14 protein-coding genes are annotated in these 15,051 nt (G+C 73.7%); 7 read left to right on the top strand and 7 right to left on the bottom strand.

Going from position 1 to position 15,051, the window contains the following annotated elements:
* Positions 1 to 4: 4 nt before the first annotated feature.
* Positions 5 to 1,156: an isoaspartyl peptidase/L-asparaginase family protein gene (locus tag BM051_RS27000; RefSeq protein WP_208325874.1), complete on the bottom strand. Its 1,152-nt coding sequence runs from the start codon at positions 1,154 to 1,156 to the stop codon at positions 5 to 7.
* Positions 1,157 to 1,569: 413 nt separating this feature from the next.
* Between BM051_RS27000 and BM051_RS28770 the strand changes: the two genes are divergently transcribed.
* The 4 genes from BM051_RS28770 (at position 1,570) to BM051_RS26980 (ending at position 5,403) form a co-directional block, all read left to right on the top strand.
* On the top strand, positions 1,570 to 1,968 hold the full coding sequence (locus tag BM051_RS28770) for a hypothetical protein (protein WP_134046006.1): 399 nt from the start codon (positions 1,570 to 1,572) through the stop codon (positions 1,966 to 1,968).
* Positions 1,969 to 2,154: 186 nt separating this feature from the next.
* A complete protein-coding gene (locus tag BM051_RS26990) occupies positions 2,155 to 3,492 on the top strand; it encodes an NfeD family protein (protein ID WP_208325875.1) in 1,338 nt (445 codons plus the stop codon).
* Positions 3,489 to 4,280, top strand: coding sequence for a slipin family protein (locus tag BM051_RS26985; protein WP_092536506.1), 792 nt, complete (start codon positions 3,489 to 3,491; stop codon positions 4,278 to 4,280). The genes BM051_RS26990 and BM051_RS26985 overlap by 4 nt, the downstream gene beginning before the upstream one ends.
* Before the next feature lie 112 nt (positions 4,281 to 4,392).
* A complete protein-coding gene (locus tag BM051_RS26980) occupies positions 4,393 to 5,403 on the top strand; it encodes an NAD(P)/FAD-dependent oxidoreductase (RefSeq protein WP_092536714.1) in 1,011 nt (336 codons plus the stop codon).
* 46 nt (positions 5,404 to 5,449) lie between these two features.
* Here BM051_RS26980 and BM051_RS26975 read toward each other — a convergent pair whose 3' ends face one another.
* The 5 genes from BM051_RS26975 to aztB all read right to left on the bottom strand — a co-directional run bounded on the left by BM051_RS26975 (position 5,450) and on the right by aztB (position 10,454).
* Positions 5,450 to 5,938: a GNAT family N-acetyltransferase gene (locus BM051_RS26975; protein ID WP_092536503.1), complete on the bottom strand. Its 489-nt coding sequence runs from the start codon at positions 5,936 to 5,938 to the stop codon at positions 5,450 to 5,452.
* A gap of 227 nt (positions 5,939 to 6,165) precedes the next feature.
* Entirely contained in the window at positions 6,166 to 7,371 is a 1,206-nt protein-coding gene (gene aztD, locus BM051_RS26970) for a zinc metallochaperone AztD (protein WP_092536711.1), read from the bottom strand.
* A 64-nt stretch (positions 7,372 to 7,435) separates the two neighbouring features.
* On the bottom strand, positions 7,436 to 8,374 hold the full coding sequence (aztC, locus tag BM051_RS26965; protein WP_092536500.1) for a zinc ABC transporter substrate-binding protein AztC: 939 nt from the start codon (positions 8,372 to 8,374) through the stop codon (positions 7,436 to 7,438).
* Positions 8,371 to 9,564 (bottom strand): hypothetical protein, encoded by a 1,194-nt coding sequence (locus BM051_RS26960; protein WP_243859325.1) that lies wholly within the window; start codon positions 9,562 to 9,564, stop codon positions 8,371 to 8,373. The genes aztC and BM051_RS26960 overlap by 4 nt, the downstream gene beginning before the upstream one ends.
* A 26-nt stretch (positions 9,565 to 9,590) precedes the next feature.
* Positions 9,591 to 10,454, bottom strand: a complete 864-nt coding sequence (gene aztB, locus BM051_RS26955; protein WP_092536495.1) for a zinc ABC transporter permease AztB — start codon at positions 10,452 to 10,454, stop codon at positions 9,591 to 9,593.
* A gap of 14 nt (positions 10,455 to 10,468) precedes the next feature.
* Between aztB and aztA the strand changes: the two genes are divergently transcribed.
* From aztA to BM051_RS26940, 3 genes are all read left to right on the top strand, one after another.
* Positions 10,469 to 11,266 (top strand): zinc ABC transporter ATP-binding protein AztA, encoded by a 798-nt coding sequence (aztA, locus tag BM051_RS26950; protein WP_166677635.1) that lies wholly within the window; start codon positions 10,469 to 10,471, stop codon positions 11,264 to 11,266.
* 192 nt (positions 11,267 to 11,458) lie between these two features.
* Positions 11,459 to 12,115 (top strand): maleylpyruvate isomerase N-terminal domain-containing protein, encoded by a 657-nt coding sequence (locus BM051_RS26945; protein ID WP_092536492.1) that lies wholly within the window; start codon positions 11,459 to 11,461, stop codon positions 12,113 to 12,115.
* Positions 12,116 to 12,432: 317 nt separating this feature from the next.
* Complete coding sequence (locus tag BM051_RS26940) at positions 12,433 to 13,485, top strand: ferric reductase-like transmembrane domain-containing protein (protein WP_243859327.1); 1,053 nt, start codon at positions 12,433 to 12,435, stop codon at positions 13,483 to 13,485.
* On the opposite strand, the gene BM051_RS26935 is transcribed toward BM051_RS26940, so the two are convergent.
* A complete protein-coding gene (locus BM051_RS26935; protein ID WP_243859329.1) occupies positions 13,457 to 14,935 on the bottom strand; it encodes an MFS transporter in 1,479 nt (492 codons plus the stop codon). The two genes, BM051_RS26940 and BM051_RS26935, sit on opposite strands and share 29 nt — an antisense overlap.
* Positions 14,936 to 15,051 lie beyond the last annotated feature (116 nt).

Here is a 15,051-nt window from a genome sequence, read left to right as displayed (position 1 = left end):
TGTCCTAACGCGACGGGGTCTCGTCGTCGTAGATGCGGGTCACGACGGTGCCGTCCCGGGTGACGTAGCCGTTGATCAGGCCGGCGGTGCTGTGCGGGGTGGCGAGCCTTCCGCGCGGGTCCAGCGCGATGGCGCCACCGGTGGCACCCAGCGCCGGGATCTTCTCGGTGATGACGGTGGCGGCCGCGCGCTGGACCGGCTTGCCGGCGTACTCCATCAACGCCGAGATGTCGTGGGCGGCCACGCCGCGGATGAACACCTCGCCGGTGCCGGTGCACGAGATCGCGACCGTCCGGTTGTTCGCGTAGGTGCCCGCGCCGATGATGGGGGAGTCGCCGACCCTGCCGACCAGCTTGTTGGTCAGGCCGCCGGTCGACGTGGCCGCGGCGACGTCCCGGTGCCGGTCGACGGCCACCGCGCCGACGGTCTCCCCGATGGTCTCCGCCGCGCGGGGCCGCGCGTCGGTCGCCGGGTTCTTGGCCGCCATCAGCGCGTCCCACCGGCGCTGGGTGAAGAAGTAGTCCTGGGTGGTGTACGGCACGCCGTGCTGGAGGGCGAAGGCGTCCGCGCCCTCGCCGGCCATCAGCACGTGCCGGGAGCGCTCCATGACCATGCGCGCCAGCGAGATCGGGTTCCTGGTGTTGTGCACCCCGGCGACCGCGCCGGACCGCTGGTCGCGGCCGTTCATGATCGAGGCATCCAGCTCGTGCTCGGCGTCGGTGTTGAAGACGGCGCCCTTGCCGGCGTTGAAGGTAGGGTCGTCCTCCAGCACCCGGACCGCGGCCTCGACCGCGTCCAGGCTCGACCTGCCCTCGTTGATCAGGGCGAGTCCGGCGCGCAGCGCCTCCTCGAGCCCGGCCCGGTAGGCGCGCTCCCGCTCCGGGGTGAGGCTGCCCCGGGGCAGCGACCCGGCGCCGCCGTGCACGGCGAGCACCACGTCGCGCACCACGGACGCGCCGCCGGCCGCCTCCGGCGCGGTGCCATCGGCGGGGACGGCGGCGCCGGATGCCGCGGAACTCGGGGCCGTGACATTCAGGGTCGTGGTTGTCGGGGCCGGGGCGGTGGCGCCGGCCGCCGAGCCGGAGAGCGCGCCGGCCATGGCGATCGCCAGCGCTGACAGGGGGACCAGGATTCCGCGTCGTGGGCGGGAGAGCATGTGACCGACCTCCTCGAGGGTGTGCCAACGGTCGCCCCTCACAGTGGAGTGGCCACCCGGGCCGGTCAACGTCCTTCCGGCGGGTATCCGGGCGCGCGGAGCGCAGGTGTCGTCGCCAGCGGGGAGCGACCACCGGTCCGCGTCACCGGAGCGGCTCGCGGACGAGCACGGCCTCCGACCCGGCGCGATACCTCCGGCGGCCCCACCGCCGACGGTGGCGGAGGAGGTGGTGCGTGTGGGGCGAGGTGAGCGCGTAGAGGAGTCGGCGGCGGTGCCGGCGTCCAGGGTGTCGCGCAGTGCCCCCGCTCGTGCGGCGCCCGGGTGAAGGCCAGCGACACCTCGTGGGTCGCGTGCGCTCCGGCGTCGGCGGCCGCCCGCCTGTCGGATCGCTGTCCGCAGCCTGGACGCTCGCCGTGATCAGCTCACCGGCGCGCTCCGGCAGGGCCGTGCTGTGGTCCACCACCCGCCGGACCGCCCGCCTGGCGGCGTCACGCATGGTGGTGGCGACACCGCCGCGCTCGACGAACAGGTCGGCGGCCGCCACCCGGCTCCTGGCGCGGGTGGCCGCCGCGGCGGCGCGCTGCGGCGAGCGGGGCGGCGCACCTGGACGCCCTCGGAATCCCCACTCGGCGGTGATCGAGGCGTCCCTCGGCTGGCTGCTGGTGTTCGCCGACCCCGACGGTCCCGAGCTGCACCTCTACACCTGGGCGGAGCACGGTCTCGACCAGTCGCACCGGCCCGGCTACGGCCGCCGCGTCGCCGGCGGCCAACCGTCGCCCGGCGACCCGCGAGCCCCTGCCGCGCCACGCTGACCCCACCGGAGCCGGCCGGCGGGACACGACCCGCGGGTGAGTGGTTTGCGCCGATGTGTCCGTGGTCACCCAGTACCTACTGGCTCGTTCGGTCAGCCGCCGTACCTTGCGTCGGGAGCAGCGGGAATGCGTGTCGTGCCCGGTCAGGGGGATCGTCGGCGGGGGTGCCCCCGCCGGGAGGGCGCCGTGTCGGGGACGGCATGGCACGTCGCCGCGCGCGTCCTGCTGATCGCGGGTGTGCTCGCCTGGTCCTGGCCGCTGCTCGTCGCGCCGCAGTCGTCCGCCGCCCCGTGGGCGGCGGACCAGGAGCGGGAGCGAAGCGTGCTGGCGGTCCGGGTCGACGGGCAGATCACCCCGGTCGTGGCCGACCACCTGGTGGACGGGGTGCGGCGGGCCGAGGAAGCGCGTCATCAGGCGTTCCTGGTCGAGCTGGACACGCCGGGCGGGCTGTCCACCTCGATGCGGGAGATCGTGCAGGCCTTCCTCGGCGCCGAGGTCCCGGTGATCGTCCATGTCTCCCCAGCGGGGGCGAGAGCGGCCTCCGCCGGAGCGCTGATCACCTTCTCCGCCCACGTCGCGGCGATGGCTCCCGGAACGACCATCGGCGCCGCCACACCGGTCGACCTGCAGGGCGGCGAGATCAGCGACAAGGTGATCAACGATGCCGCCGCGTTCGCCGAGTCGGTCGCGACCGAGCGCGGCCGCAACGCCGGGTTCGCCGAGGCCGCCGTACGGGAAGGCGAGGCGGCGACCGCCGAGCGTGCGGTGGAGATCGACGCCGTCGATCTGGTGGCCGCCGACCGCGCGGCGCTGTTCGCCGCGCTCGACGGCCGAGCGGTGACCCTCGCCGACTCCTCCGAGGTCACGCTGCGCACGCGGGGCGCGCCGGTGGTGGACCACGAGATGGGGTTCTTCGACCGGTTGTTGCAGATCCTGGCCGACCCGAACCTGGCCTTCCTCTTCATCTCCCTCGGCAGCCTGGCGGTGATCTACGAGCTGGCCAGCCCCGGCGCCGGGCTCGGTGGCGTCATCGGTGCCGTCCTGCTGATCCTGGGTTTCGTCTCGCTCAGCGTCCTGCCGGTGAACGTCGCCGGGATCCTGCTGCTGGTACTGGCCGTCGCGTTGCTGGTCGCCGAGCTCTTCACTCCCGGCGTCGGCGCGTTCGCCGGTGGTGGCGCGCTCGCGCTGGCGCTGTCCGGGCTGTTCCTCTTCGAAGGGCCGTTCGCGGTGAACCCGGCGGTGCTGTGGCCGGTGGCCGTGGTGGTCGGCGCCGGCGCCGTGCTGGCCGGCCGGCTCGCGCTGCGGGCCCGCCGGGCGAAGCCGGTCAGCGGGGCGAGCGCCATGGTGGGGCAGGAAACCGTGGTGCGGGACGCGAAGCGGGAGCGTGGCCGGGCGCGCCTGGAGGGGACGTGGTGGAACGTGCGAAGCCGGGGCGGCCCGCTCGCGGACGGGCAGCGGGTGCGGGTCGTGGAGGTGCGGGACCTGACGCTGCTCGTGGAACCGATCACTGAGGAGAAGCAATGAACCAACTCATCGGGTGGGGCATCGCCGTACTCGCCGTCCTGGCGTTGGTGTTCGCGGCGGTGCGCATCGTGCCGGAGTACGAGCGCGGAGTGATCTTCCGGTTGGGACGGGTGATCGAGGCGAAGGGGCCCGGCCTCTTCTTCATCATCCCGATCGTCGACCGCATGGTGAAGGTCTCGCTGCGCACCATCACGATGGACATCCCGCCGCAGGACGTGATCACCAAGGACAACGTGACGGTGTCGGTGAACGCGGTGGCCTACTTCCACGTCGTCGATCCGGTGCGCTCGGTGATCTCCATCGAGGATCACGTGGTCGGGACCTCGCAGATGGCGCAGACGACGTTGCGCAGCATTCTCGGCCAGATCGACCTGGACGAGCTGCTGGTCAACCGGGAGGAGATCAACCAGCGGCTGCAGCAGATCATCGACGAGGTGACCAACCCGTGGGGCGTCAAGGTCGACCACGTGGAGGTCAAGCACGTCGAGCTGCCGCAGGCCATGCGGCGCGCGATGGCCCGGCAGGCCGAGGCCGAGCGTGAACGCCGGGCGAAGGTCATTCACGCCAAGGGGGAGCGGGAGGCCGCCGAGACGCTCGGTGAGGCCGCCGGCGTGCTGGAGGAGCACCCGGCGGCGATGCAGCTGCGCGTGCTGTCCACCATGGCCGACATCACCGACGAGCGGAGCTCCACCCTGATCTTCCCACTGCCCGTCGAGATCATGCGGCTGGTGGACACGCTGCGGCCGCTCGCCCAGCGCGCCGTCGGCGAGGCACCGCAACGAGCCTGAGCGACCGGCGCGCGCGGAGGTCCCGCCGTCGGGCCCCTGGGCTTGCCGGATCGGCAAAGATGTTTGCCCATGGCTCACCCCGGGGCGCAGGGTGGTCGCGGAGGTGATCGCCGTGACCGATCGGCTGAGTGACGGGTGCGACGTGGTGGTGGTCGGCGGGGGCGCCGCGGGGTTGAGCGGCGCGTTGACGCTGGCCCGCGCCCGGCGGAAGGTGGTGGTGCTGGACGCCGGTCGCCCGCGCAACGCCCCGGCGAGCGGGGTGCACGGGTTGCTGGGCCTGGACGGGACCGACCCCGCGGAGCTGCTGGACCGCGGCCGGGCCGAGGTCCGCCGCTACGGCGGGCAGGTGGTGTCCGGCGAGGTCGAGGCCGTGGTCCGCGACGGCGACCGGTTCGTCGTGGAGCTGGCCGGAGGAGCGACAGCCTCCGCGCGGCGGTTGCTGGTGGCCACCGGGCTGGTGGACGAGCTGCCGGACATCCCGGGGCTGCGCGAGCGGTGGGGCCGGGACGTGCTGCACTGCCCGTACTGCCACGGCTGGGAGGTTCGGGACCGGGCGATCGGTGTGCTGGCGACGGGACCGATGTCGGTGCACCAGGCGTTGCTGTTGCGCCAGTGGAGCGACGACGTCGCGTTCTTCTCCCGGGCGCTGCCGCTGGCCGACGAGCAGGCCGAGCAGCTGACCGCGCGCGGCGTTCGCGTGGTGGACCGCGAGGTGGCGGCACTGGAGATCGTCGACGACCGGCTCACCGGGGTGCGGCTGGGCGACGGCACGGTGGTCGGCCGTGAGGTGGTGGCGGTGTCGCCGCGGCTGGTGGCGCGGGCCGGGTTCCTCGCCGGGCTCGGGCTCCGGCCGGCCCCGCATCCCATGGGCGAGCACATCACCGCGGACCGGGCCGGCCGCACCGACGTGCCCGGCGTCTGGGTCGCGGGCAACGTCGCCGATCTCGCCGCGCAGGTCGGGGCCGCCGCGGCCGCGGGGGCCGCCGCGGCGGCCCAGATCAACGCCGACCTCGTCACCGAGGAGACCCAGCGCGCCGTGCGGGCGCTGCGCGAGCCGTTCTCCGCCCGGACCGAGGCCAGGGTCAGCGAGCTGGTGCTGGGCGAGCGCCGCCACGGCTGGTGAGCGAGCGAGCGGTTGACACAGCGGCTCCGGCGAGCCGGCACGCCGGTCAGCGGAGCGCCTTCCGCATCAGCGTGCACATCGTCGCGTACCGGCGCACCACACCGTCCGGTCCTTCGGCGTCCCACGCCTCCGGCTGCCGACCGCAGCCGACGTACCCGAGCCGCTCGTACAGGGCCCGAGCACGCGGGTTGCTCTCCTCGACGCTCAGCTCCGCCCGGTGCGACCCCCTGGCGAGGATGCGTCGCTCGGCCGACCGGATCAGGAGGGTGCCGATGCCGCGGGACCGCACCGCCGGATGCACGGACAGCTGCCACAGCGTCCCCGCACCAGGGCTCAGCTGGTAGTCGACGCCGCCGATCGCCACCGGAACGCCGGATGGGGGGCACACGGCCAGGTAGTCCACCTCACCGCGCCGGGCACGCTCCAGCTCCAGGGCGACCTGCCTCAGGTGCAGGCGGGTTCCGGCCCAGGAGCACCACGCCAGGTCCTCGTCGGTCAGGTCACGCACCGACAGGGGCGGGCCCACCTCGGCCATCCGTCCTCCTTCCGCGTGGCGGGGTGCAGCGTGTGTCCAGCGCCCGGCAGGCCCACGAGCACGGGCAGCCGCCCGACCCCGTCCCTTGCATGGAAGGAATCCCTACTGGGGAAGGCGGTCGCGCCGGCCAGGCGCTGCGCTGCCCTGCTGCCGGGGCCGTGGCCGGCGGGCAAGGGGACCGGGCGAGCCCCGCCACGCGCGGCGAGGCTCGCCCGGTTCCGGCCGGGTCAGTGCGCGATGACGCCGTTCAGCTCGTTCGGTGCCTCGGGCAGGGACACCGTGGCCGTCGGCTCGCCCGAGGCGAGGTCGACCGCGGAGATCTCCTTCCTGGCCGGGGTGCTGACGTAGGCGGTGCCGCCGCGGACGAACAGCGTCGGTCGGGGCCGCTGCCATTCCAGCGGCTCCTGCCACGGGTCGGTGACCGGGATGGTCCTGGTGACCCGGGCGCTGTCCGGGTCGATCACGTGGAGGTGGCCGTCGGTCCCGAGCACCAGGCCCTCGCCCCGCGGCCCCCGGCCCAGCGAGCGGAAGCTGTAGCTGGTGTCGAGGTCGACCAGCCTGAGCGAGTGGTCGCGGGTGTCGATCAGCGAGACCTGCCGGGGGCGCTCCAGGTCGGCGTCCTCGTCCTGCTTGTAGTCGCCGAGGGTGATCGGGGAGGCGTCGATGCTGGCCTGGTTGCCGATCCGGCCGTACTCGGTTGGGCTGTCCACCTTCGTGATGGTGCCGCCGGCGTAGACCAGCACGCCGGTCTCGCAGCCGATGACGACGGCACCACCCTGGGCGGTGGCCTCGCCGTGCACGCCGGGGCAGTTCTCGTCGCGGGCGATCTCCCGGCGCTGCTCGTCCAACACGAGGATGCCGGGCCGGGAGTCCTCGTTGCCCAGGGTCACCACCAGCTCGCCGTTCGCCAGCTCGACGGCGACGCCGTGGTGTGGCTCGGCGGTCCGGTAGACCTCGGTCGCGGGCATGCCGTCGCCGAGTGCCGCGGGGTCGAAGCTGGTCACCTCGCCGCTGCCGTCGGCGAACAGCACCGTCCTGCCGTCGTGCCGCACGACGTGCCCCGGCTCGGCCGCCGGGAACTCGATGCCGGTCCACGTGGCGCCGACGGCGTCCAGCACCCGGAACCCGGTCGAGGTCGACACCAGCACGTGCCGGTCGTCCCCGGCGGCGTTGAGCCGGTTGAACCCGTCGAGGGGGATGTCCTCGACGAGGTCCAGCGTCCTGCCGTCGAGGACGTAGAGACCGCCGTCGTAGGTCGCGACGACCGGGTCGACGACCGCGGGCCGGGGCGGTGCCGCCGTGCCCTCGACCCCGGTCTGGCCGGAGCCGCTCGCGCCCGAGCCGCAGGCGCCGAGCAGCAGCGTGGCCGCCGTCGCCGCGGACGCGGCGACCGCTCGCCTCGTCCGCCGCGTGGCGCGCGCCGTGGTTGCCATCATGTTCACCTTTCCTCGTGTCGTCCGGTTCCCGGGTGGTGCCGGGAACCGGGTGGGTCGGGGTTCACGGTGCGGCGAGCGCGCGGGTGATCGCGGTGGTGTTGGCGCGCATCATGTCCAGATAGGTGGCCGCGCCCTCGCCCGGCCGGCTCAGCGACTCGGAGAACAGCGGGACGACGGCCACGTCGAGCCCGGCCCGGTCGGCGAGCACCCGGGCCAGTCGGTCGGGTTGCGAGGAGTCGGCGAAGATCACCGGCACCCCGGCCGCGCGGACGGCGGCCGCGAGTCGCTCGAGATCCGCGGCGCTCGGTGAGGCCAGCGTCGTCCCGCTGGGCAGCACCGCGCCGATGACCTCGAAGTCGAAGCGCCGCGCCAGGTAGCCGAACACGTGGTGGTTGGTCACCAGCCTGCGCCGGTCCGGGGGGATGCTGCCGAACTGCTCGGTCATCGACGCGGTGAGCCGGTCGATCTCCGCGCGGTAGCGGCGCGCGTTGCGCCGGATCGTCTCCTCGTCCACGCCGGGCACCGTGGCGACGATCTCGCCGGCGATGACGTCCACCGCCGCGCCGACCCGCACCGGGTCGGTCCAGAAGTGCGGGTCCGGCCGGCCCGCCGACTCGTCGCCGGTGTAGCGGATCGGGTCGACCCGCTCGCCGACGGGCAGGGTGGGCACGCCGGTCGCCGCGGCCGCCTCGACGGTGCGCAGCACGCCCTCCTCCAGGCCGAGTCCGTTGTAGACGACCAGTCCCGCCCGCTCCACGCGCGCCGCCTCTCGCGCGGAGATGCCGAAGGAGTGCGGGTCGGCGTTCGGCTTCATCAGCACCGTCACCTCGGCCTGGTCGCCGACGATGGCGCGGGTGATGTCGCCGAGGATGTTCGTGGTGACCACGACACCCGAGCCACCCGAGCCGAGGGCCGAGCAACCACCGAGCCCGAGCACCACGGCGGCGAGCAGGGCGGCGAGCCGCCGCGGGCCGTGCCGCCGGAGGGACTTCCCGCTCATCGGCCGGTCTCCACCATGTGGCTCGCCCTGCCGCCCACGTGGAACGTGCGGGCCTGGCGCAGGCGGTCGGTGTAGTCGATCTCGTGGATGATGCCGGCGGCGACGTCGTTGACGTAGGCGCGCGCCGGATCGACGTGGATCACCGGCAACGCCGGATCGGACTCGTCCACCGGTGCGGCCAGCACCGGCCGGTGCGCGGTCCGCTCCCCGGTCGCGGTGTCGTAGGCGTGCAGGACGCCGTCGGCGGTGAGGGCGAGCAGCGGAGCGCCCTCGCCCACCGCGTTCACCGCGACGGCGGGGCCGGTCTCCAGGAAGGTCCATGTCCCGCGGGTGAGGTCGAGCGACCACACGCCCCGCTCACCGGCCTTCGCGGCGAGTGTCGTACCGGCCGGGCGGTGGGCGAACTCGACGGCGCGTTCGGCCTCGGGCACGGGCCGCGGGTAGGGGATCTTCTCGCCGTGGAAAGCACCGTCCCGCTCGGTGACCAGCAGCGCGCCGTCCGCGCAGCCGAAGACCACCCCGCGCCGGGTGACCGCCGTGCCCCGCGGACTCGGGCAGGCCGGCTCGACGGTCGACACCGGGTGGCCCCGCCGGTCGCGCACCTCGACCGTGCCGGCCGGCTGGCCCGGTGGTGCGGCCGGCACCAGGAGGTGCTCTCGCCACGGCACCGCGCCGCCCCCACCCGGTGGGAGGGAGATCGTGCCGGTCCGTGCCACGGTTCCGGCCTCGAGTCGGGCTCGGTCGAGCAGGTGCACGGTGCCGTCGGCGCCGGAGACCGCGGTCAGCGCCGAGTCACTGTGGACACTGACCGGGCGGCCGCCGGGCACCGTCCCGACCTCCCGGATCGCCGCGCGGTAGTAGTGCACATGGTCGACGTGGTCGACCGTCCAGGCACCGCCGTCGACCACGCGGACCGTGCCGGTTCCCTCGGCGAGGTAGGCGAACCGCCCGTCGCCGTGGATGCCTCGGACGTCGCTCACCCGCCCGACGTCGCTCACCCGCTCGGTGATCAGGTCCACGACGCGGACCGTCCCGGTCTCCCGGTCCGCCACCACCAGCCGGGGCTGCGCCTCCGCGGTCTCCTCGGCGCCCTCGACGTACCCGTGTGGGACGACGTCCGGCGCGGGTGGGTGCGGCACGTCCGGGCCGCATCCGGTGGCCGACACGGCCACCGCGCCGGCCGCTGCCATCGCGACCACCGCTCGTGTCAGGGATGTCACTGTGCTTGCTCGGCCTCTCGTTCGACGTCGGGGAGTGCCGGGCGCACCCGGCGGTGGAGGTGGGCGGCCAGCGCGGACGCGAAGAACAGGACGATCGCGGTCGCGGCGATCGTCGCCCCGGCGGCGGTGCCCCAGTGCCACGACACGAGGAGGCCGACCGTCGTGGCGAGGCTGCCGACGACGGCGGCTCCGGCGATGACCGTCGGGATGCGCCGGGCCCACACCACGGCCGTGGCCGGCGGCGCGATCAGCAGCCCGAAGACCAGCAGCGTGCCGACGACGTGGAACGACACCACGATCGCCACGGTGAGCAGCCCGAGCAGCAACGCGTTGGCCAGCCGGGGACGCAGGCCGAGGGTGTGCGCCTTGCGCACGTCGAAGGCCAGCGCCACGAAGGACCGGTAACCCAGCGACGACACCAGCCCGGCCCCCGCCGACGCGACCGCCAGCAGCACGAGGTCGGCGGCCCTGACCGCGAGGACGTCGCCGAAGAGGAAGCCGGTGAGGTCGACGGCGAAGGACCGCGAGTGCGACACGATGATCACACCGATCGACAGCATGCCGACGAACAGCAGCCCGATCGTCGTGTCCCGGGAGAGGCCCCGCACGCGCCCCAGCGCGGTCACGCCCGTGGCCATCAGGCCGGCGCTGGCGGCCGCACCGAGCATCAGGTTGCTGCCGAGCACGGAGGCGAGCGCGACCCCCGGCAGCAGGCCGTGCGCCATCGCGTCACCGAGGAAGGCCATCCCCCGTAGCACGACCCAGGTGCCGGCCAGTGCGCACACGAGCGACACCAGGATCCCGGCCAGCAGGGCACGCTGCACGAACGGCACCTCGAACGGCACGATCAACCACTCCACCGCGGCATCGTACAATGAAAATCATTATCAAGTCGAAGGCGTCGATCGTCGAAGGGATGGCCAGCACAGTGCGCGATCAGCCGGCCGTGGTCCTGCGCGAGGTGTCGGCGGGATACGCCCGCCACGTGGTCCTGCACGGCGTCACCGCCCGCGTGCCCGCGGGGAGGGCGACCGTCGTGCTCGGCCCGAACGGGTCGGGGAAGACCACGTTGCTCAACGTGATCGCGGGCGTGGTGGCACCGGTCGCCGGTTCGGTGCGCCGCACGAGCGTCCGGCTCCCGGCCTACGTCCCGCAGCGCAGCGCCGTCGCGGACACCCTGCCCATGACGGTGCGCCAGGCGGTCGCCATGGGCCGATGGGCGCGACTCGGTCCGTGGCGCCGGCAGTCCGGAAAGGACAGGGAGATCGTCCGGGAGTGCCTGCGACGACTCGCCATCGACGATCTCGCCGCCCGGCAGCTCGGCGCGCTGTCCGGAGGGCAGCGGCAGCGTGCCCTGGTCGCGCAGGGGCTCGCCCAGCGATCCGACCTGCTGCTGCTCGACGAACCGTCGACCGGCCTCGACCTCGGCGCGCGGGGCCGCATCGCCGACGTGCTCCACCAGGAACGCGCGGCCGGCCGCACCGTGGTCCGGACCACCCACGATCTGGCGGAGGCGCTGCGCGCCGACCACTGCCTGCTGCTCGACGAGGGGCGGCTGGTCGCCCAGGGCGCCCCCGCCGACGTCCTCACCGAGGACACCGTGCACGCCGTCTGGCGCCTCCCCGGTCGACCCGTGGCGCGCCCACCGGAGATGACGAATCTGCCTGGTTAGCAACTCCCGCTGGATCTTCTCGAAGCCGCGGTTCTTGGTCTCCGGGACGCGGCGCCAGAAGAACAGCGGCGCGAGCGCGCTGACTCTGGCGGCTGAGCGGCCGCTGAGGTGCTGTTTCGGCGCCGCAGGCCCCACTGTGAGCCTCGGGCGCGTTCGTCGCGCTCGGAGGGCGAGCGCTGCTAGCGTGCGACCGTGGATCTCTTCGCACGCTCGTGGACGGCCTTGCTCTCAGCGGTCGCCGAGCTTTCGGACGAGGACTTCGCGCAGCCGTCCGGCTGTGCCGGCTGGCTCGTGCGGGACCTGGTGTGCCACCTGGTCATCGACGCCCAGGACGTCCTGATCACCCTCGTGACCCCCGCCGACACGGAACCGACCCGCGACGCGGTGACCTACTGGGAGGTCGCCGAGACGCCGTCGACCGGCGACGACCCGCTCGACGCGCTGATCGTGCGGCTGGCCGCCGCGTACGAGGAGCCGGGGCTGCTGAAGTTCCACCTCGACGACGTGGGCTCGGCGGCCGGGCGTGCCGCCGAACTCGCCGACCCGAGCCTGCGGGTCAGCACCCGCGGCGAGGTCCTCACCGCGGGTGACTACCTCTCCGCGTACGTCCTGGAGTGGACGCTGCACCACCTCGACCTGATCGCGCACCTGCCGGCCGCGGCCGGACCGCCCGCGGAAGGGCTCGCCCGGTCCCGCGAGCTGCTGGAGAGGATCGCCGGGGCCGCGTTCCCCGCGTCGCTGTCCGACAGGGACGCGCTGCTGGTCGGTACCGGACGGCGCGCCCCGACCGGCGCGGAGAACGCCGCGTTGGGCGAGCTGGCCGCGACACTCCCGCTCGTCCTCGGCTGATCGGCTGGCCCATCGGGCTCGTCGCGCGTTCGTCAGGCGAGGTGGCAGCCACGTCGGCTCCGGTGTGCACCGGCAGGTGGATCGCGGGGCGCGGGACCAGGCGGAGCGGAACGATCCGCGCGGGGTCAGGGCGGGCCTGCCGAGCTGCGGCACCACGCCGACGGCGCGGGAGCGGCGGCACCGCGGCGGCCGCCGAGACCGCACGCGATGGCCCGAGACGGCCGAGGACGGGCGAGAAACCGCCGATGTGCCGTTGACACCCCGAGCGAGTCCTCGATAGATGTGTGCGGGCGGATCCGGAGGGTAGGAGGGCGGGCGTGGTGGCGGACGTGCCGGTGGAGAAGGTGCCTGCCGCTCGACGTCGCGGTCGGCGACCGCCGGCGTTCGACTGGGATGGTCTGCGCGACGACCTGCGGGCGGCGGTGCCCGACGCCACCGCGGCGCTGGTCGTCACCGGCCTGATCTTCTGGTGGCTGTACAGCCGGATCGACTCCGGTGTCTCCGCGACCCTGGTGGTCATGCCGTTCCTCGCTGACGCTGACGCCTACTGGATGTACTGGCTGTGCCAGGCGTTCGGCTGGTCCGGCCTGTTGTGGGCGTGGGCCACCACCATGCTCGGGCTGGTCCGGTCCAGTGCCGGCTCGCGGGTGCTGCGCATCTCGGCGGCGCGTGTCGAACGGTGGCATCGCAGCACCAGCCTGACCACGATCGCGCTGATGTTCTTGCACGCCGTGATGTTCTTCGCCGAGCTGGTGCGGGGGAATGAGAACGGCCTCGGCTGGCCGGGCCGCGTGGGGACGGCGCTCGTCGACACGTTCGTGCCGGGTGGCTACTCCAGCGGGACCGGCCGGGTCGCGATCCTGCTCGGCCTGCTGGCGCTGTATCTGGCCATCCCGTTCGGCCTGGCCTTCTACCTGCGCGCCAGGACGGGATCGCGGCGGTGGCGAGCGCTGCACCGCTTCGTCATCGTGGTCTACGTCCTCAGCGTGTGGCACACGCTTCTCTACGGCACCAACGTGTGGTTCAACGGCTGGCCGCGCACCACGCTCTGGGCACTGCAACTGCCGGTCGCCGTGCTGCTGTTGGTCAGGCTGCTCGCGCCGGCACGACGGGCCGAACGCCTCCGCGCGAGCGCTCCCGTGGGTCTTCCGACGGTGCGCAGGGCGGCAGCGCTGGTCGGTGCCGTGGTGGTCATCGGTGCGCTGCTGGTGGTCATCGTCAGCGGGCGCGACGGCGGTCGCACGCCAGGGGTGGACGGTGCCGGCCTCACCGTCATGCCGTGGATGGTGTGGACCGCGACCGGGATGCTCGGTGTCCTCGTCGTGCTGGCGCTCTACCTCGTCACCCGGGCGGAACGCCGGGCGCGGTGAGCATCCGGGCTTCCCGCTCCAGGTCGGCCCGGACCGCGCGGTGCCGGTGGCCGGTGTACCAGGCGATCGCGCCGCAGCACAGGGCGAGCACGGCCACGGCGGTCAGGACGTCGGTGACCGAGGACACGATGAGGGACAGCGCCAGGGGGCCGGTGAGCCCGCCGATCCGGTTGGAGAACGACACCGTGCCCGTGACGCGCCCTCGCGATGCCGAGCCGGCGAGGTCGGCGGCGATCGGCAGGAAGATCGCCGCCAACGTGTTGACCGCGAACAGCGACCCGGCGAGCATCGCCGCCGCCAGCCAGGGCACGGCGGCGGTCACCCCCGACGTGACCAGGCCCAGCAGGAGCGCGGCCGTGCCCGTGGCCATCGCGACGGCCAGCGGGATCGTTCCGAACCGCCGGTAGGCCACCGCCACGAGCACGGCACCGGGCACCATGGCGACCGCGACGGCGGTGAGCAGCGTGTTCGCCGTGGTCGGCGCCAGGTCACCGGCTCGGGCGAGGGTGGGCACCCAGGTGGTCAGGCCGAAGGTCATCAGCCCGACCACAGCGGCGTACAGCCACTGCAGGCGGATGGTGAACGCGGCGCGCGCGATTCGCCGCGGTCGACCGTCGAGTTCGCGCGTCCCGCCTCCCGACGGCTCGGTCGCCGCCGGAGCGCGCTGCGGCACGAGGACGGCCGCGAGGGTCAGCAGCAGCCCGGTCGGTGCACCGATGAGCCAGAGCATCCGCCAGCCGTAGACCGGCTCCAGCCACAGGGCCGAGCCGGACGCCACGAGGAAGCCGACCGCGGTGGCGACCACCGACAACCCGGTGACCACCGGTCCACGCGCGCCTCCGGGGAACAGGTCGGTGAGCATCGTGATGAGCAGGGGTGCCAGTCCACCCACGGTGATGCCCATCAGGAAACACATCACGACGTTGCCGCCGAAGGTCGGCATGCCGGCGCACAGGCTGGTCGCCGTGAAACCGAGCGTGGCGATGACGTAGGTCAGGCGACGCCCGACCCGGTCGGCGAGGCGGCTGAACAGCAGGGCGCCGGTCGCGGTGCCGCTCAGGCCGGCGACGGCGAGCATCGACGCCGCGGTGGGGCCGAGGCCGTACTCCGCACGCATCCCGGGGATGACGAAACCCAGCGTCGAGGTCTTGCTGATGTCGATGGTCAACGCCGTGGTGGCGATGAACGCCACCAACCCACGACCGCGGAACCGCTTGGTGGCCGGGACCGGCGTGCGCGGTGCCCCCCGCAGCAACGCCCCGGCCAGCGCGAGCAGAATCCCCCCGCCGGCGAGGACCATCTCCGGCATGTCCGACATGGGCATGCCGTGCACCATCTCGCCGCCGAGACCGAACATGCGGACAGCGCCGATGACCGAGCCGGCGATGGCGATGGTGGCTCCGGTCACCACCATCACGTGGTACCGCGTGCGGGCGTGCCGGACGGACACGACGTTGCCTGCCTTCGTTCCTCGGGCCGCGAGTCTCCGCGCGGCACCACCAGTCGCGGACGGACAATGGCCCGCCCCCACGCGGATCACTTCCGGCTACGACCGTAAAGGCGCGC

Origin of the sequence: Amycolatopsis arida (assembly GCF_900115565.1) — a bacterium.
GTDB classification, from domain to species: domain Bacteria; phylum Actinomycetota; class Actinomycetes; order Mycobacteriales; family Pseudonocardiaceae; genus Yuhushiella; species Yuhushiella arida.
Note: the sequence above shows the minus strand (reverse complement) of the source record. Positions and strands in the feature narration are given on the sequence as shown.

Coding starts and splice junctions, on each gene's coding strand:
- BM051_RS27000 (WP_208325874.1), bottom strand. CDS start 1,156: ATGCTCTCCCGCCCACGACGCGGAATCCTGGTCCCCCTGTCAGCGCTG.
- BM051_RS26985 (WP_092536506.1), top strand. CDS start 3,489: ATGAACCAACTCATCGGGTGGGGCATCGCCGTACTCGCCGTCCTGGCG.
- BM051_RS26975 (WP_092536503.1), bottom strand. CDS start 5,938: ATGGCCGAGGTGGGCCCGCCCCTGTCGGTGCGTGACCTGACCGACGAG.
- aztD (WP_092536711.1), bottom strand. CDS start 7,371: ATGGCAACCACGGCGCGCGCCACGCGGCGGACGAGGCGAGCGGTCGCC.
- aztC (WP_092536500.1), bottom strand. CDS start 8,374: ATGAGCGGGAAGTCCCTCCGGCGGCACGGCCCGCGGCGGCTCGCCGCC.
- BM051_RS26960 (WP_243859325.1), bottom strand. CDS start 9,564: ATGGCAGCGGCCGGCGCGGTGGCCGTGTCGGCCACCGGATGCGGCCCG.
- aztA (WP_166677635.1), top strand. CDS start 10,469: ATGAAAATCATTATCAAGTCGAAGGCGTCGATCGTCGAAGGGATGGCC.